Origin of the sequence: Thetidibacter halocola, from assembly GCF_018224955.1 — a bacterium.
Lineage (GTDB): Bacteria > Pseudomonadota > Alphaproteobacteria > Rhodobacterales > Rhodobacteraceae > Thetidibacter > Thetidibacter halocola.
Map to the genome: position 1 here is coordinate 578,079 of NZ_JAGTUU010000001.1, position 16,046 is coordinate 594,124.

General features: G+C 68.3%; 16 protein-coding genes. 10 read left to right on the forward strand and 6 right to left on the reverse strand.

What is annotated here, in order from left to right:
* The first annotated feature begins 1 nt into the window (after nucleotide 1).
* Entirely contained in the window at nucleotides 2-874 is an 873-nt protein-coding gene (locus KB874_RS02585; RefSeq protein WP_212534972.1) for a cytochrome c, read from the forward strand.
* Nucleotides 875-937: 63 nt separating this feature from the next.
* Here KB874_RS02585 and lipA read toward each other — a convergent pair whose 3' ends face one another.
* From lipA to KB874_RS02600, 3 genes are all read right to left on the reverse strand, one after another.
* Nucleotides 938-1,888 (reverse strand): lipoyl synthase, encoded by a 951-nt coding sequence (gene lipA, locus KB874_RS02590; RefSeq protein ID WP_212534973.1) that lies wholly within the window; start codon nucleotides 1,886-1,888, stop codon nucleotides 938-940.
* A 212-nt stretch (nucleotides 1,889-2,100) separates the two neighbouring features.
* Entirely contained in the window at nucleotides 2,101-3,006 is a 906-nt protein-coding gene (locus KB874_RS02595) for a LysR substrate-binding domain-containing protein (RefSeq protein WP_212534974.1), read from the reverse strand.
* Between the two features lie 51 nt (nucleotides 3,007-3,057).
* Complete coding sequence (locus KB874_RS02600) at nucleotides 3,058-4,179, reverse strand: DUF6456 domain-containing protein (protein WP_212534975.1); 1,122 nt, start codon at nucleotides 4,177-4,179, stop codon at nucleotides 3,058-3,060.
* Between the two features lie 238 nt (nucleotides 4,180-4,417).
* Here KB874_RS02600 and KB874_RS02605 point away from each other — a divergent pair, with 238 nt between their 5' ends.
* Entirely contained in the window at nucleotides 4,418-4,723 is a 306-nt protein-coding gene (locus KB874_RS02605; RefSeq protein WP_212534976.1) for a DUF6477 family protein, read from the forward strand.
* Here KB874_RS02605 and KB874_RS02610 read toward each other — a convergent pair.
* Complete coding sequence (locus KB874_RS02610; RefSeq protein WP_212534977.1) at nucleotides 4,716-6,263, reverse strand: trimethylamine methyltransferase family protein; 1,548 nt, start codon at nucleotides 6,261-6,263, stop codon at nucleotides 4,716-4,718. The two genes, KB874_RS02605 and KB874_RS02610, sit on opposite strands and share 8 nt — an antisense overlap.
* Before the next feature lie 319 nt (nucleotides 6,264-6,582).
* Here KB874_RS02610 and KB874_RS02615 point away from each other — a divergent pair, with 319 nt between their 5' ends.
* From KB874_RS02615 to bmt, 5 genes are all read left to right on the forward strand, one after another.
* Entirely contained in the window at nucleotides 6,583-7,842 is a 1,260-nt protein-coding gene (locus KB874_RS02615; RefSeq protein ID WP_212534978.1) for an OmpP1/FadL family transporter, read from the forward strand.
* 87 nt (nucleotides 7,843-7,929) lie between these two features.
* Nucleotides 7,930-8,100 (forward strand): hypothetical protein, encoded by a 171-nt coding sequence (locus KB874_RS02620; RefSeq protein WP_212534979.1) that lies wholly within the window; start codon nucleotides 7,930-7,932, stop codon nucleotides 8,098-8,100.
* Nucleotides 8,101-8,151: 51 nt separating this feature from the next.
* A complete protein-coding gene (gene guaA, locus KB874_RS02625) occupies nucleotides 8,152-9,705 on the forward strand; it encodes a glutamine-hydrolyzing GMP synthase (RefSeq protein ID WP_212534980.1) in 1,554 nt (517 codons plus the stop codon).
* Entirely contained in the window at nucleotides 9,702-10,331 is a 630-nt protein-coding gene (locus KB874_RS02630; protein ID WP_212534981.1) for a YdcF family protein, read from the forward strand. The genes guaA and KB874_RS02630 overlap by 4 nt, the downstream gene beginning before the upstream one ends.
* 160 nt (nucleotides 10,332-10,491) lie before the next feature.
* Nucleotides 10,492-11,508 (forward strand): betaine--homocysteine S-methyltransferase, encoded by a 1,017-nt coding sequence (gene bmt / locus KB874_RS02635; RefSeq protein WP_212534982.1) that lies wholly within the window; start codon nucleotides 10,492-10,494, stop codon nucleotides 11,506-11,508.
* Between the two features lie 9 nt (nucleotides 11,509-11,517).
* Here bmt and KB874_RS02640 read toward each other — a convergent pair whose 3' ends face one another.
* The gene (locus KB874_RS02640) at nucleotides 11,518-12,603 is read right to left on the reverse strand and encodes a PA0069 family radical SAM protein (protein WP_212534983.1); all 1,086 of its coding nucleotides are present in this window, start codon (nucleotides 12,601-12,603) and stop codon (nucleotides 11,518-11,520) included.
* Nucleotides 12,604-12,781: 178 nt separating this feature from the next.
* On the opposite strand from KB874_RS02640, the gene KB874_RS02645 reads away from it, so the two are divergent.
* From KB874_RS02645 to KB874_RS02655, 3 genes are all read left to right on the forward strand, one after another.
* Nucleotides 12,782-13,483 (forward strand): corrinoid protein, encoded by a 702-nt coding sequence (locus KB874_RS02645; RefSeq protein WP_212534984.1) that lies wholly within the window; start codon nucleotides 12,782-12,784, stop codon nucleotides 13,481-13,483.
* A 101-nt stretch (nucleotides 13,484-13,584) separates the two neighbouring features.
* Entirely contained in the window at nucleotides 13,585-13,761 is a 177-nt protein-coding gene (locus tag KB874_RS02650) for a hypothetical protein (RefSeq protein ID WP_212534985.1), read from the forward strand.
* A complete protein-coding gene (locus KB874_RS02655) occupies nucleotides 13,739-14,395 on the forward strand; it encodes a DUF1638 domain-containing protein (RefSeq protein WP_212534986.1) in 657 nt (218 codons plus the stop codon). Before KB874_RS02650 ends, KB874_RS02655 begins: the two co-directional genes overlap by 23 nt.
* A gap of 22 nt (nucleotides 14,396-14,417) precedes the next feature.
* On the opposite strand, the gene KB874_RS23100 is transcribed toward KB874_RS02655, so the two are convergent.
* Complete coding sequence (locus KB874_RS23100; protein WP_212534987.1) at nucleotides 14,418-16,022, reverse strand: divergent polysaccharide deacetylase family protein; 1,605 nt, start codon at nucleotides 16,020-16,022, stop codon at nucleotides 14,418-14,420.
* Between the last annotated feature and the right edge of the window lie 24 nt (nucleotides 16,023-16,046).

The following is a 16,046-nucleotide window of genomic DNA, read 5'->3' on the forward strand; positions in this document are numbered from 1 at the left end:
CATGCGGCTTCTCAAGCTGCTTGTTCCGGCGGCGCTGGTCGCCGCCGGGGCCGGGTTCTGGCTGACCGCGCCGGACCGGGTCGATCCCGGCCGGTTCGCGGCGTTGGCGGGAGACGCAGCGAGCGGCGAGTCGGTATTCACCGCCTCGGGCTGCGCCTCGTGCCACCACGCTCCCGAAAGCGATGACAATCTGGCGCTGAGTGGCGGGCAGGCCTTCCCATCGGATTTCGGCACGTTCCACGCGCCCAACATCTCTCCCGATCCCGAACACGGCATCGGCGGCTGGACCCTGGCGCAGTTCGCCGACGCGGTGACGCGCGGCGTCTCGCCCGAGGGCGCGCATTACTACCCCGCCTTTCCGTATACCGCCTATATCCGCATGACCGACGGCGACCTTGCCGATCTCTGGGCCTACATCCAGACGCTGCCACCACAGGCCGTGCCCTCGAAACCGCACGAGGTCGGCTTTCCCTTCAACATCCGGCGGTCGGTGGGCGGGTGGAAGCAGCTGTACCTCGATGATGGCTGGGTGCTGGACGTTCCGCCAGAGCTGGAGCGCGGCCGCTACCTGGTCGAGGCGCTGGCCCATTGCGCCGAATGCCACACGCCGCGCGATGCGTTGGGCGGGCTGGACACGGCGCGCTGGATGGCGGGGGCGCCGAACCCCTCGGGGCGCGGCACGATCCCGTCGCTAACCCCGGACCAGTTCGACTGGTCCGCTACCGACATCGCCTACTACCTGGAAACCGGGTTCACGCCCGATTTCGACAGCGTCGGCGGCCACATGGCCGCGGTCGTGTCGAATTTCAGCCAGTTGACGGCCGAGGATCGCGCCGCCGTGGCCGCCTATGTCAAGGCGCTCAAGGCGCCCTGACCCCGGGCAGGCGGGATCACCCGCCGCTGGCTGAATGAAAGCGCGCGGAAGCGCGCCGCTGGATCAGCCCCGGCCCAGTTTCGCCTCGCGAGCGCCGCGCAGCCGGGCGAAATCGTCGCCCGCGTGATAGCTCGACCGGGTCAGCGGCGTGGCCGACACCATCAGGAACCCCTTGCCCCAGGCGGCCTTCTCATAGGCGGCGAATTCCTCGGGCGTCACGAACCGGTCGACCCGGTGGTGTTTCGGCGTGGGTTGCAGATACTGGCCGATGGTCAGGAAATCGACATCCGCCGCGCGCATGTCGTCCATCACCTGCCGCACCGCCTGCGCATCCTCGCCCAGGCCCACCATGATGCCCGACTTGGTAAAGATCGACGGATCGATCTCCTTCACCCGTTGCAGCAGGCGCAGCGAGTGGAAATAGCGCGCGCCGGGCCGCACCTCGGGATAGAGGCCGGGCACGGTCTCGAGGTTGTGGTTGAACACGTCCGGTTTCGCGGCAACGACCGCCTCCAGCGCGTCGGGCCCGCATTTCAGGAAATCCGGCGTCAGGATCTCGATCGTCGTCTCAGGGCTGCGGTGCCGCACGGCGCGGATCGTCTGGGCGAAATGCTCGGCCCCGCCATCGTCCAGGTCGTCGCGGTCGACCGAGGTGATGACCACGTGGTTCAGCCCCAGCTTTTGCACCGCATCGGCAACCCGGCCCGGTTCGAACACGTCGAGCGCCCGCGGCTTGCCGGTGGCGACGTTGCAGAAGGTGCAACCACGGGTGCAGATCTCACCCATGATCATCATGGTGGCGTGACCCTGGTTCCAGCATTCGCCGGCGTTCGGGCAACCGGCCTCTTCGCAGACCGTCACCAGCTTGTGCTCGCGCATGATGCGGCGGGTCTGGTTATAGCCTTCTCCGCCGGGCGCCTTTACGCGGATCCAGTCCGGCTTTTTCGGCTGGGCATTGTCCGGGCGGTGCGCCTTTTCGGGATGGCGCTGGTCGGGCAGTTTGAGGTCGCGCACGTCGGTTTCCCCGCGAAGCTGCTGCGTTGGGCCGATACTAGCGGGCAGAGGGCAGGTTGACCAGTCTCGCGCGATGCGGCGGATGGCGCCGACCTTGGCCGCGACCCGCACGGATAACCGTTTGAATCCAGCGCGGTGGACGGCGCAATAAAACCAGCGCCGCACAGCGGGACGCGGCGTTGCAGCGCATGCAGGGCTGCGGCGCGGGGCGATCAGGCGCCCGACAGGCCCGCACCGGCGGCGCGCAGCGTCTCGGACAGACGGGTGAACCAATCCGCCGCCTCGGCCCCGGCCCGCCGGACAAGCCCGATGGTGCGGCTGGGTTCGGGCGGCGCGAAGCGACGCAGCGCAAGGCCGGGCGCCGCCGCCCGCTCCGAGGCCGCCGCGAGTTCCGGCATCAGGGTCAGGCCAAAGCCCGCCGCCACCAGCCGCGACAACGTGGCCAGCGACGAGGCGCCCATGTCGATCCGCGCATGCCCCCGCCCGCGCCCGCAGACCGCCAGCGCCTGGTCGGTCAGGCAATGCCCGTCCTCCAGCAGCAGAAGCGGGCTGTCGCCCAGCAGGTCGGGCCGCGGCATCGCACCCAGCGCGTCCAGCCGCGCCTCGGTACCCGCCAGCAGGAACCGGTCCTCGAACAGCGCCGCCGCCTCCAGCCCGTCGCGGTCGGCGGGCAGCGCGATCACCGCCGCGTCGAGCGCGCCCTCGGCCAGCATGTCGAGCAGACGCTCTGTCTTGGCCTCGGAAATCTGCACGTCGAGCGAGATGTCCGACGCCCGCAGCGCCGCCAGCGCGGGCGGCAGCAGGTAGGGCGCGACAGTGGGAATCATGCCAAGGTTGAGTGTGCCGCCCAGCCCCGCGCGCAGACGCGCGCGCTCTTCCAACTGGGCCATTTCCGACAGCACGCGGCGCGCGGTGTCCAGCACCTCGCGCCCCAGCGGTGTCAGCAGCAGGCGCCGCGTCCGCCGTTCGACCAGCGGCCCGCCCAGCGCCTTTTCCAGTTCCTGGATCTGCACGGACAGCGCGGGCTGGCTGACATGGCAGAACTCGGCCGCGCCGCGAAAGCTGCCCTGTTCGGCCAGCGCGCGAAAATAGGCCAGTTGTCGAAAGGTGATTTTCATAAGTCCGGCCTATATCCCGACGCCAGGATATAGGCCAGACCTATCAGTGTTTCAGCCGATCAGGTCGCCGCCAGAGGCGCGCAGCTCCTCGTAGTGGCGGCGCAGGCGCTGCAAGGCGATGCGCAGCACGATCTTGCCCGATCGCGCCGACCATCCCAGCCGCTTTTCCGTGGTCTCAAGCCCCTCGAGATAGCAGCAACAGCGCAGCGCCACGTCGCCCAGGCCCGGGCCAAGATCCCGCAGCGCGGCCTCCAGCCGGGCGCGTGCCGCCTCGGACCCGCTGCCCGACAGCGCGCGGTCGGGCGCGCCCTCTGTCCCGGCGATCAGGAACTGATCCCAGTTCTGCGTGGCGCGCGGCCCCATCTGCGCCAGCTCGAAATCCTCGCGCAGCCGTTCGCCCGCGGCAACCAGCGCCTCGGGCAGAAAGGGTGTGCCGTCAGGATCGCGGCGTCGGGCCAGCGCCGTGAGCGGGCTTTCGGCCAGCATGTAGCGTCCCTTGCGCGCCCGCGGATCGCGGTCGATCTCGTCCAGTGCGGCCTCGGCGTCGCGCCCGGTCTCGAACCCGGCCTGCGCCTCGGCAAAGCCGCGCAGGCGGTTTTCCTGTTCCGCCATCAGGCGCGACAGCGCGGCCCGGCCGGCGGCCGTGATGCGATAGCGCGAGATCCGCGCCGGCGCGTCGCAGGCGATCCAGTCCTTCAGCGCCATGGCCTGCGCCACGGAATTGTCGACGATGGCGGTGCGGGTGTTGCCGCCCTCGCCCGTGTCCCGCACGACCACCGCCTTGTCCATCTCGGCGGCCACGGCCAGCACCGCGCCGCTTTCGCACAGGCGGCGCAACACACGGCGCGCCTCGCGGGCCAGCGTGATTTCGTCCGGCGTTTCCTGAAACTTCGGAAGAGCAGTCATCCCATCGGCTTCCTTGTATACCCGCGCGTCAGTCCCCTCGTCCGGTGACGATCCAAGCCGGCGCAGGGCGGCGTCTACCAATGGATCATCCCGTCGCGTTTCTATCCTCCTGACCTGGCGCAGAACGGTGGAGGCATGGCAGCCCGCCTCCCGCGCCAGTTCCCTGATCGGCGTTCCGTCTTCGGTATGGGCCAGGTAGACGCGGGCCGCATGCGGCACCCATCCAGGCAGCCTGGCCCGGCCTTCGCTGTTCTTGCACTCAATCATCGCTCCGATCCCCCGGATGCCAGCCCTGTTTTTTGCACAGTTTTATCCACATGGGCCGATTGCAACCTAGACGTGTAAGAGTTACACCTTGGTTAAGATCGCATTCAATCCGAAGTATTTGACGAGGTTTGATAAACACTCCTGATACCAGCGCGCGCCGCTTTCCGAATCGGCGCAACACGCGTGCAGGCTGTGCCAGTGTCGGCGAGGGAATCGGGGAAAACCGAGGGACAGACCGATGCAAGACATTCTAAGCATGGTGCAGGCGCTGCGCCGCCCCCGCCTCTTGATCCGTGCCGCACGGATCGGGGCCACCGATTATCGCCGCGAGGCGCATCTGCCGCGGCTGCTGGGATATGGCGCGCTGCCGCGGCCGGGTGCCGCCGTCATGCGCCTGATGGAGATGGAGGCCGATCTGAACGATCGGCGCAAGGCGCAGGACGCCAGCTATGCCCTCACCACCCATGTCGAGGTGCTGTCCGCCATGATGGGAGAGACGCGCCTGCTGCGCGAGACGGCCCCTCCCGTTCAGCCAATCAGGTGAAGCTGTCGGGCATCGATGCCTTCTTCTGTGCGACATAGGCGTTCAGCGCCTCTGCGATGGCCGGGTCGAGCATGGGTTGCTGGTAGGTGTCCAGTTGCCGGCGCACGCGGGCATTGGCCAGCGCAATCGTGTCGCGCGCGCCTTCCTCGGCCCAGGTCTCGTAGGGCTTGTAGTCGAGCAGGTCGGTTCGCCAGAAGGCGGATTTGAAATTGGCCTGGGTATGCGCGCAGCCCAGGTAGTGCCCACCCGGGCCGACTTCGCGGATCGCGTCCATCGCCTGCGCGTTCGCGTCCATCGCGATGCCACGGGCCAAGTGGTGCAGCCCGCCCAACTGGTCGGCATCCATGACGAATTTCTCGTAGGAGGACACCAGCCCACCCTCGAGCCAGCCACAGGCATGCAGCATGAAGTTGACGCCCGACAGCAGCCCCATGTTCAGCGAGTTCGCGCTTTCATACGCGGCCTGCGCGTCGGGCAGCTTGGAGCCGTTGAACGCCCCCGCCGAGCGATACGGCAGCCCCATGCGCCGCGCCAGCTGGCCCGCGCCATAGGTGATGAGCGACGCCTCGGGCGTGCCAAAGGTCGGCGCGCCGGAGTTCATGTCGATCGAAGTCACGAAGGCGCCGAAGATCACCGGCGCGCCCTTGCGCACTAGTTGGCTGTAGCCGACCCCCGCCAGCACCTCGGCCAGAACCTGCGTCAGCGTGCCCGCGACCGAAACCGGCGCCATTGCGCCGCCGACGATGAAGGGCGACACGATGCAGGCCTGCCCGGCCTCGGCATAGACCTCGAGCGCACCCATCATCACGTCGTCGAAGGTCAGCGGCGAGTTGATGTTGATGAGCGAGGTCATCACCGTGTTCTCGTGGACAAAATCCTTGCCGAACAAGATCTCGCACATCTCGACGCTGTCGCGAGCCCGGCTGGGTTCGGTCACGGACCCCATGAAGGGCTTGTCGCTCAGTTGCATGTGCGCCAGCAGCATGTCGAGGTGCCGCTTGTTCACAGCGACATCGGTGGGTTCGCAGACCGTGCCGCCGGAATGGTGCAGCCACTTGGACATGTAGCCCAGCTTCACGAAATTGCGGAAATCCGCGATCGTGGCATAGCGGCGCCCCTTGTCGAGGTCGTGCACGAAAGGAGGGCCGTAGACCGGCGCAAGGACCAGGCTCTTGCCGCCGATCTCGACATTGCGTTCGGGGTTGCGGGCGTGCTGGGTAAAGGTCGAGGGCGCCGTGGCGCATAGCGACCGGGCCAGCCCGCGCGGCATCCGCACGCGTTCGCCGTGCACGTCGGCGCCGGCTTCGCGCCAGCGGTCCAGCGCGGCAGGGTTGTTGACGAAATTGACGCCGATCTCTTCGAGAATCGTCTCGGCGTTGTGTTCGATGACCTCGAGCGCCTCGGCGTTCAGCACCTCGAAATTCGGGATGTTGCGCTCGATATAGCGGGCGGTCTCGACGGACACCGCGCTGCGTTCGGCCCGGCGGGCGGCACCGCCCCCTGCCCCGCGACCCCGTTTGCGCGCCTCAAGCTCTGCCATCGATGTTCCCCATGCCTGGTCGTCTGAAGATGGCACTTCATATCCCAGCCCCCCGCGGGCCCTTGGCGCTTTTGCGGCGGTTTGCGTGAAAAAGCGACACGGGTCCTGGCGTGCCCCAGCGCTGCACCGCAGCAACGAAAACGCGTGACATGCCACATTCCGCAATCCTAATATCTGAAAACAGGAATACGGAAACGGAACAGGCGGCGCGCCCACGACACGGGCAGAAATCCAGCGACAACAAGGCCAAGGCGCCACGCGCGCCGGAGAATCGAGCCAGGGAAACGGCGCGCATTCTCCATCAAGGGAGGGATAATACATGATCGGAACAGTCGCGCGCAGGCTTGCCGCCGGCGCCCTGGCCACGGCTTGCCTTGCGGCAGGCCCGGCACTGGCCACGAACGGCTATATCGCCAACGGCTATGGCGGCGCGTCAAAGGGCATGGCGGGCGCCGGGGTCGCGGTGCCGTCGGGCGTACTCGGCCTCGCGCAGAACCCCGCGATGGGGCACATGGTTGGCAACGAGGCGGGGCTCTGCCTGACCAGCTTCCTGCCCGACCGCTCGGTTACCGTCAGCCCGGGCGGCCCGCTGACGCCAGGCACACACGAAAGCAACAACGAGTTCTTTCTGATCCCCTGCGGCGGCGCCAACTGGGTGCTGAGCGACCGCCTGTCCTTCGGCGCCTTCCTGTTCGGCAACGGGGGCATGAACACCGAATACGACACGAACTTCTTCTCGGGCCTGGGCGCGGGGTCGTCGCCGCTGGGTGTGAACCTGGAACAGGCCTTTATCGGCTTGAACCTCAGCATCAAGGCGACCGAGCGGCTGTCCTTCGGCATCGCGCCCATCATTGCGATCCAGCGTTTCAGTGCCACCGGGCTCGAGGCCTTTGCCGGCATGTCCATCGCCCCGGGCAACGTCACGAATCGTGGTGAGGACTGGTCGACCGGGGTCGGCGTGAATCTGGGCGTGCTGTGGCAGCCGACATCCGAACTGACCTTCGGCGCGTCCTACCGCTCGCGCATCGACATGGAGGCCTTCGACAAGTATTCGGGTCTCTTCGCGGAGGGCGGCGATTTCGACATACCCGCCGTCGCCACGCTAGGCGTCGCCTATACCCCGGCCAGCATCCAGAAACTGACCCTGACCGCCGAATGGCAGCGCATCTTCTATGGCGACATCCGTTCGCTGGCCAATCCGAACGCCCCGCCGAATGGCCCCCTGGGCGCGCCAAACGGAGTCGGATTCGGCTGGAAGGACATGGACGTGTTCCGTGTCGCCGCGATTTATCGCCACGACGACCGCTGGACGTTCCGCGGCGGCGTCAGCCACGCCTCGGCCTTCATCGACGACGACTCGGCGGTGATGAACACGCTCGCCCCGGCCACCCCGCAATGGCACGCCTCGCTGGGCGCGTCGTACCGGATCAACGACCGCTGGGGCGTCACCGGGTCTTGGACCCATGCCTTCGACAACAGCGTCACAGGCAGCAACCCGGCCCTGACCGGAGTCGCGCAGCCGGTCAAGATCCGCATGTCGCAGAACGAGTTCGCGCTGGGTCTCACCTATCGCTGGTAAGACCGCGTCCGGGCGCCCTGATTGAGGTCAAGGCGCCCGGACCGCCACCCCGCCAGACTGTTTTCCCATCGCATCGGAGGGCACGGCATGGACTGGCTCAGAAAGAAGAAACCGTTGATGGGCCTCGTCGGCGGGCTGGGCGTGGTCGCGGCGATGGGCGGATTCATCGGCGGCTGGTATCCCGTGGGCACCACCATCGTGTTGACTTTCGCCATCTGGATCATCGGCGCCCTGCTGGTGAACCTGCTGGCGGACTGAGCCCCGCACGGCGGATATTGCACTTTTCCCGGCCCCTGCCTATCAGGGCGCATGACCCAGCATGACACCCTGCTCATCATCGATTTCGGCTCTCAGGTGACGCAGCTGATCGCGCGCCGCCTGCGCGAACTGAACGTCTACTGCGAAATCCGCCCCTACCAGGCCGTGACGATGGACATGGTCCGCCAGTTGGCGCCGCGCGCGGTGATCTTTTCCGGCGGCCCTGACAGCGTCACCCGCGAGGGCAGCCCGCGCGCGCCGCAGGAAATCTTCGACTATGGCGTGCCGATCCTCGGCATCTGCTATGGCCAGCAGGTGATGATGACCCAGCTGGGCGGTCGCGTGGTCTCGGGCGAAGGCACGGCGGAATTCGGTCGTGCCTATGTGCAGCCAAAGACACCCCTGCCGCTGCTCGACGGCTGGTTCGAGGACGGGCGCGAGCAGGTCTGGATGAGCCACGGCGACCACGTGGCCGAGATCGCCCCGGGCTTTGAGGTCTACGGCACCTCGCCCGGCGCGCCCTTTGCCATCACCGCCGACGTCTCGCGCCACTTCTACGCGGTGCAGTTCCACCCAGAGGTGCATCACACGCCAAAGGGCGCGAAACTCTACGAGAATTTCGTGCGCCTCGCAGGCTTCAAGGGCGACTGGACGATGGGCGCCTACCGCGAAGAGGCCGTGGCCCGAATCCGCGAGCAGGTGGGCGACGCAAAGGTGATCTGCGCGTTGTCCGGCGGGGTCGACTCATCCGTCGCCGCGGCCCTGATCCACGAGGCGGTGGGCGATCAACTGACCTGTGTCTTCGTCGATCATGGCCTCTTGCGCCTGAACGAGGCCGACGAGGTCGTGGCCATGTTCCGCGACCACATGAACCTTCACGTGATCCACGCCCAGGAGCAGGAGCTGTTCCTCGGCGCGCTCGAAGGCGTCAGCGACCCCGAGACCAAGCGCAAGACCATCGGCCGCCTGTTCATCGACGTGTTCCAGAAATACGCCGACCAGATCGACGGCGCGCGCTTCCTCGCGCAGGGCACGCTCTACCCGGACGTGATCGAATCCGTCAGTTTCTCGGGCGGGCCGTCGGTCACGATCAAGTCGCATCACAACGTCGGCGGCCTGCCTGAAAAGATGGGCCTGAAACTGGTCGAGCCGCTGCGCGAACTGTTCAAGGACGAGGTCCGCGCGCTGGGCCGCGAACTGGGCCTGCCGGCGCATTTCATCGGCCGGCATCCCTTCCCTGGCCCGGGCCTTGCCATCCGCTGCCCCGGCGAGATCACCCGCGACAAGCTCGAAATCCTGCGCAAGGCCGACGCGATCTATATCGACCAGATCCGCAAGCACGGCCTTTACGACGAGATCTGGCAGGCCTTTGCCGCGATCCTGCCGATGCGAACCGTGGGCGTCATGGGCGACGGTCGAACCTATGACTACGCGCTCGCCCTGCGCGCGGTGACCAGCGTCGATGGCATGACCGCGGATTACTACCCGTTCAGCCACGACTTCCTGGGCGAAACCGCAACCCGCATCATCAACGAGGTCAAGGGCGTGAACCGCGTGTTCTACGACTGCACCTCCAAGCCGCCGGGCACCATCGAACTGGAATGAGGTGGCTGGCCGTCTTCGCGCTCGGCTATGCCGGTCTGTGCGGGACGCTGACCGGCCTGTCGACCGCGCTGGTCCCGGCCTGCCTTCGGGTCACCGAGCCGGCGGATGTCGCCATCGTTCTGGGTGCCGCGCTCAAGGGCGACCTGCCGACGGGCGAGACGCTGGCGCGGATCGATGCCGCCATTGACCTGCACGACCGCGGCCTCGTGTCTCGCCTCCACGCCACCGGCAGCCGCCCCGACGGGTCCATCCCCAGCGCTGGCGGCCTGATGCGGGCCTACGCGATTCTCAACGGCGTGCCCGAGGGCGCCGTCACCGCCGAGAACGCCTCGCGCTCGACCCTCGAGAACGCGCTGTTCTCGCGCCCGGCCCTGCCACCGGGCGAGACGCGGATCGTCGTCACCAATGGCTATCACGGGCTGCGCAGCATGCTGTCCTTCGCCTGGGCAGGCCGGCCGGCATCCGCCTGCGCCTCGCAGCCGATCGCCCGGAGCCTGACCGAACGGTTGCGCGACCCGCTGCGGGAAACCGCGGCCTGGGCCTACAACCTGCCCCGCGCCGCGCTCTGGAGCCTCGCCTGGCTGGGCGGCGTCGAACAACGCCTCGGCGCGCGGTTTCTCCAGTGAAGCGGGCCCGCCTCGCGACGCGCGGACATGGGACGGCGGGCGGGGCGATGTGAGCAAAGCGAACGAGCGCCGGTCCCGTCCCTCATAACCATCATGCAGATTATGAATTTGCGTCCTGTTCCGTCGCATGCGAGACGCGTGGAAACAGAAAGGCTGACCCATGTCCGATGCATTGACCCGCGCCCTCGCCACCCGCGACTGGCTGCTCGCCGACGGGGCGACCGGCACCAACCTCTTCAACATGGGGCTGATGTCGGGCGATGCGCCGGAATTCTGGAACGAAACCGAACCGGACAAGATCCGCAGCCTGTACCGCGGCGCGGTTGAGGCGGGCTCTGATCTGTTCCTCACCAACTCCTTCGGCGCCAACGCCTCGCGGCTGAAACTGCACGACGCGGGCCACCGCGCCTATGCGCTGTCGAAGCTTGCAGCCGAACTGGGCCGCGAGATCGCCGACGCCTCTGGCCGCGAGGTCATCGTCGCGGGGTCGGTCGGCCCGACGGGCGAGATCATGGGCGCCGCCGGAACCCTCGGCCACGAGCGCGCCGTCGAGATGTTCGAGGAAACCGCGAAGGGCCTGATGGATGGCGGCGCCGACGTGCTCTGGGTCGAGACGATCTCCTCGCCCGAGGAATACCGCGCAGCGGCCGAGGCCTTCGGCAACATCGACGCGCCCTGGTGCGGCACCATGAGCTTCGACACGGCGGGCCGCACGATGATGGGCGTCACCTCCTCCGACATGGTGCAGATGGTCGAAAGCCTGCCGAACCCGCCCATTGCCTTCGGCGCGAATTGCGGCGTCGGTGCCTCGGACCTGCTGCGCACCGTTCTGGGCTTTGCCGCCCAGGGCACGGACCGCCCGATCATCGCCAAGGGCAATGCGGGCATCCCGAAATATGTCGATGGCCACATCCACTATGACGGCACGCCCGACCTGATGGCAGAATACGCGGTGCTGGCGCGCGATTGCGGCGCGCGGATCATCGGCGGCTGCTGCGGCACCATGCCGGTGCATCTCAAGGCGATGCGCGCCGCGCTGGAAACGAGGCCCAAGGGCCCGCGCCCGACACTCGACCAGATCACCGCGGCGCTTGGCGGCTTCTCCTCGGCCAGCGATGGCACCGGCGCGGATGCCGGCGAAGGCCGCGAACGGCGCAGCCGGCGCCGACGCGCCTGAGGCCCGATGTCAGAACAGGCTCAACTGGTCGCCCAGCCGCGGCGGCGGGCGGAACAGGTCGCAGCGCAGCGCGGGCTGGTCACAGTCGAGTCCCAGCGCCCGGGCCGCCCGGTCGAACCGTTGTGCGACCAGCGCGGCATAGGGCCCCTCGCCCCGCATCCGGACATGCCAGCGCGGGGAATAGTCCTGCCCGCCATGCATCGCGCGCAGATGGCCCATGACGCGGGCCTTGGCGTTCGGGCGATGCTCCTCCAGCCAGTCCTGCCACAGGGTCGAGACCTCCAGCGGCAGGCGCAGCATGATCCAGCTGGCCGCCACCGCGCCGGCCTCGGCCCCCGCCTCGAGGATCGGCTCGAGCTCGTGATCGGTCAGGCCGGGGATCATCGGCGAGGCCATGACGCGCACCGGGATGCCCGCTGCGGCGAGGCGGCGGATCGTCTTCAGGCGCCGCGCTGGCCGGGGTGCGCGCGGCTCCATCCGGCGCGACAGGTCGTCGTCCAGCGTGGTGACCGAGATCCCCACCCGCGCCAGGCCCCGCGCCGCCATGTCGGACAGGATATCGATGTCGCGTTCGATCAGCGTGCCCTTGGTGACGATACCGACGGGATGGCCGAAATCGCGCAGCACCGACAGGCAGGCGCGGGTGATTCCCCGGTCGCGTTCGACCGGCTGATACGGGTCGGTGCCCGTGCCGATGGCCAGCGGCGCAACGCGGTATCCAGGGCGTCGCAACTCGCGCGCCAGGACCTGCGGCGCCTCGGGCCTTGCCACCAGCTGCGTCTCGAAATCGAGGCCGGGCGACAGGCCCAGATACGCATGCGTGGGCCGGGCGAAACAGTAGATGCAGCCATGCTCGCAGCCGCGATAGGGATTCAGCGTCCGGTCGAAGGGAATGTCGGGCGAGCGCACGTAATTGATGACGCTGCGCGGGCGTTCCTCGGTCACGGTGGTGCGCAGCGGCGGCAGGTCCTCGGGGATGTCCCAGCCATCGGCCTCATCGGCACGGGTCAGCCGCCCATACCGGCCGCCGTCGCGGCTGGCGGCGCCGCGGCCGCGGCGCAGGTCGGCGGGAACGGGTCTGTCGCTGGATCGCATATGGGCAGACTAGAACGTAACAGGAACATTGGAAAGGCACCACCGCCCGCCCCCGGCAAGGTCGGAACCCGCGCGCGCCATGTCGCAATCGGCCAAGTCCGCAACGCACAAAGGCCGCATTAGGATTCTCAACCACAGGCGCGGTCCGGCGCCCCCGGGCCATGCAAAGGAAACGCACATGTCCGACGAAGACGATATCATCCTCTCCGAACTCGACGACGAGGAACTTGTTCTCCAGATGATGGACGACCTCTACGACGGTCTCAAGCCGGAGATCGAAGAGAGCGTCCGCATCCTGCTGGACCGCGGATGGGAGCCCTACCGCGTGCTTACCGAACCGCTGGTCGGCGGCATGACCATCGTCGGCAAGGATTTCCGCGACGGGATCCTGTTCGTCCCCGAGGTGCTGCTGGCCGCCAACGCGATGAAGGCCGGCATGGCGATCCTCAAGCCGCTGCTTGTGGAAACCGGCGCACCGCGCATGGGTTCGATGGTGATCGGCACCGTAAAGGGCGACATCCACGACATCGGCAAGAACCTGGTGTCGATGATGATGGAGGGTGCGGGCTTCGAGGTGATCGATCTCGGCATCAACAACGCGGTCGAGAACTACCTGAACGCGATGGAACAGCACAAGCCCGACATCCTCGGCATGTCGGCGCTGCTGACCACCACCATGCCCTACATGAAGGTGGTGATCGACACGATGATCGCGCAGGGCATTCGCGACGATTACATCGTGCTGGTCGGCGGCGCACCGCTGAACGAGGAGTTCGGCCGCGCGATCGGGGCCGACGCCTATTGCCGCGACGCGGCCGTTGCGGTCGAGACGGCCAAGCAGTTCATCGCGCGCAAGCACAACCAGATGGCCGCCGGCTGAGCGGAAGATGCATCGTCGCCATCACAAGGCCCCCATTCCGCGCGGATGGGGGTTTTTCTTTACCCGAATCTGTCCCATATTGATCGGGAAAGGAGAAAGGTATGCCTGTCACATCCTTCGCGCTCATGCTGTTTTCCGTCATCGCCGCCGCGGCCCTGACGGTCTGGGCTTTCAGCGCGTGGGGGGCTGGGACGATGCTGCCGATCCTGCTGGCGCTTGCGCTGTTTGCCCGATGGGCGCTGGCGCATGTTCCGCATGACGACAACAGCCGCACCTGACGACGCGACCCTCACGCGCGACGGCCTGGCGCCCTCGGGCGAAGGCCGGGTTCTGGTGATCGCCTGCGGGGCTCTGGCGCGCGAGATTCTCGATATCCGCGACGCGAATGGCTGGGCCCATCTCGACCTCGCCTGCCTTCCCGCCATCCTTCACAACCATCCCGAACGGATCACCGGCGCAGTGCGCGAGGCGGTGGCGAAGCATCGTGCGGAGTACGCGACCATCGCCGTCGCCTATGCCGATTGCGGCACCGGCGGGCAGTTGCAGGCCGCCTGCGCCGAGCTGGGGGTCGAGATGATCGCCGGCCCCCATTGCTATGCCTTCTTCGACGGGGTCGAGCGGTTCGCCGCACGGGACGAGATCACCGCCTTCTACCTGACCGATTTCCTGGTTCGCCAGTTCGACGCCTTCGTCTGGCGGCCGCTGGGCCTCGACCGGCATCCGGAGTTGCGGGACATGTATTTCGCCCATTACGAGACGCTGGTCTACCTGGCCCAGACCGACGATCCCGATCTGACCGACAAGGCCCGCGCGCAGGCAGAGCGTCTGGGCCTCGCGTTCGAGCGGCGGCTGACCGGCTACGGTGACCTGCGCGACGCGCTGGCAGGCTGGGCCGGACCGGGCGGGACATAGCTCGCACCCTGCGGCGTGGAGCCTATTCGGCCGCCGCCTCGCGCAGCACGACCGACACGGGCACCAGCGCAAGGCTGCCCTCGCGGTCCTGCAAGCCCCACAGAACAAGCGCCGAGATCGTATCCGCCCGCAGCCGTCCCAGCATGACGACCCCGCCCTCCTGCCGCGCCCGGAAAGCGGCCTGGTCCAGCGTGCGGCGGATGACCGTGGCATCCTGTCCTTCGCCGTCGAAATCGCGGAACAGCGTCATTGCGGGCACACCTTCGCGCGCGGCGAATTGCTGCGCGGTGTTCAGCCCCCTGGGCATCAGAACCAGCCCATGCCCCGACCGCGCCAGGTAGGCCGCTGCCTGAGAGATCACGGCACGGTCGCTGCCCAGGCCCGCGCCGTCAGGCGCCTCGAGCACCGCGACCGACTGCGGCACCGCCGCCAGCGCACCCGCCAGCGTCACATCGACATCCGACGCCGTCGCCCCCTCAGGCGGGCGGGCGATCGACAGCACCTCGAAACCGAGCGCGCGATAGGCCTCGGCAGCGCCCGCAGGATCGGGATGCGCGGGGTCGATGGCAAAGCTGACCGGAAAGGGAAAGGCCTGCAACGTGGCGGGCCCCAGCGGCCCGCGCCCGTCGTCGACCAGCACCACCGCCATGCGCGGCACACCGTCCGGCACCGAGACCTCGGCGGCATTGGCCAGCAGCGGCGTGTCCGCCGCGATTTCAGCGTCCGGGGCGGTCTCGGCGATCCCGGCGGCCTCGTCGGGCGCATCGCCGATCCGTGGCAGGCGGTCCTGTTGCACCGCGCCATCGCGTTCCACCAGCGACACCGCCGGCTGGCCGATCGCCGGGGCATCCTCGGTCACGTCAGCGGTCGGTGTGGGCATGGCAGGCTCGGCGGACTCTGCCGCAGGCGTGTCCGTCGTCGCCTCGTCGGACGCCACGGACGCAGCCCCGGCAGGTGCCCCGGCGGCGTCCGGCACCAACGGGCTCTCGACGGAGGGAACCGGCGGCGCGGGCGGTTGCGCCGGGGCGGCATCGGCCAGCGGCGGCGCATCGGGAGACACCGCGCCGGGCGCCTCTGCCTGAGCGCCGGGCATCACCGGCGCCTCGGTCGTCACCGTCACCGGCGCCGGGCGGCCGGTTGCCGTCTCTGCCTGCGGGGCCTCGGGGGCCTGGCCGACAGCCGGCGGCGCGGGCGGCGCAGTTTCGGCGCCGACGCTGCCGGGCACGGCCTGCGATGGCAGGCCCGCATCCGGTGCGGCTGGGCGGTCGACGGCGCTGTCGGGCTCTGGCCGGCGCCCGGCGCTGTCGGGGTCCTCGGTGGGAACGGCGGCGGTTTCGGCGACCTCGGGGGCCGGGACAGGCTCCGGTTCGGCGGTCTCCTCGGCCTCGGGCTCTGGCATGGTGGTTTCGGCGGACGGCGGTGCCGTTGCCGGTTCGGGCGCGGGCGCCGTCGCCTCGGCATTCCCGGGCGCAGGCTCCTCGGCGGTTGCGGGCGCGACAGTCGGCGCCTCGGCCACCGGGCGCGGCATCGAAGGGCCGGGCGCATCGCTGAGGACCGACACTGCGCCAACGCCAACCACGGACGCCACCGCGCCCCAGATCATGCCTGCCAGAAATCCGCGTGCCATGCCCTGTCCCCTGCCCGTTTGCCC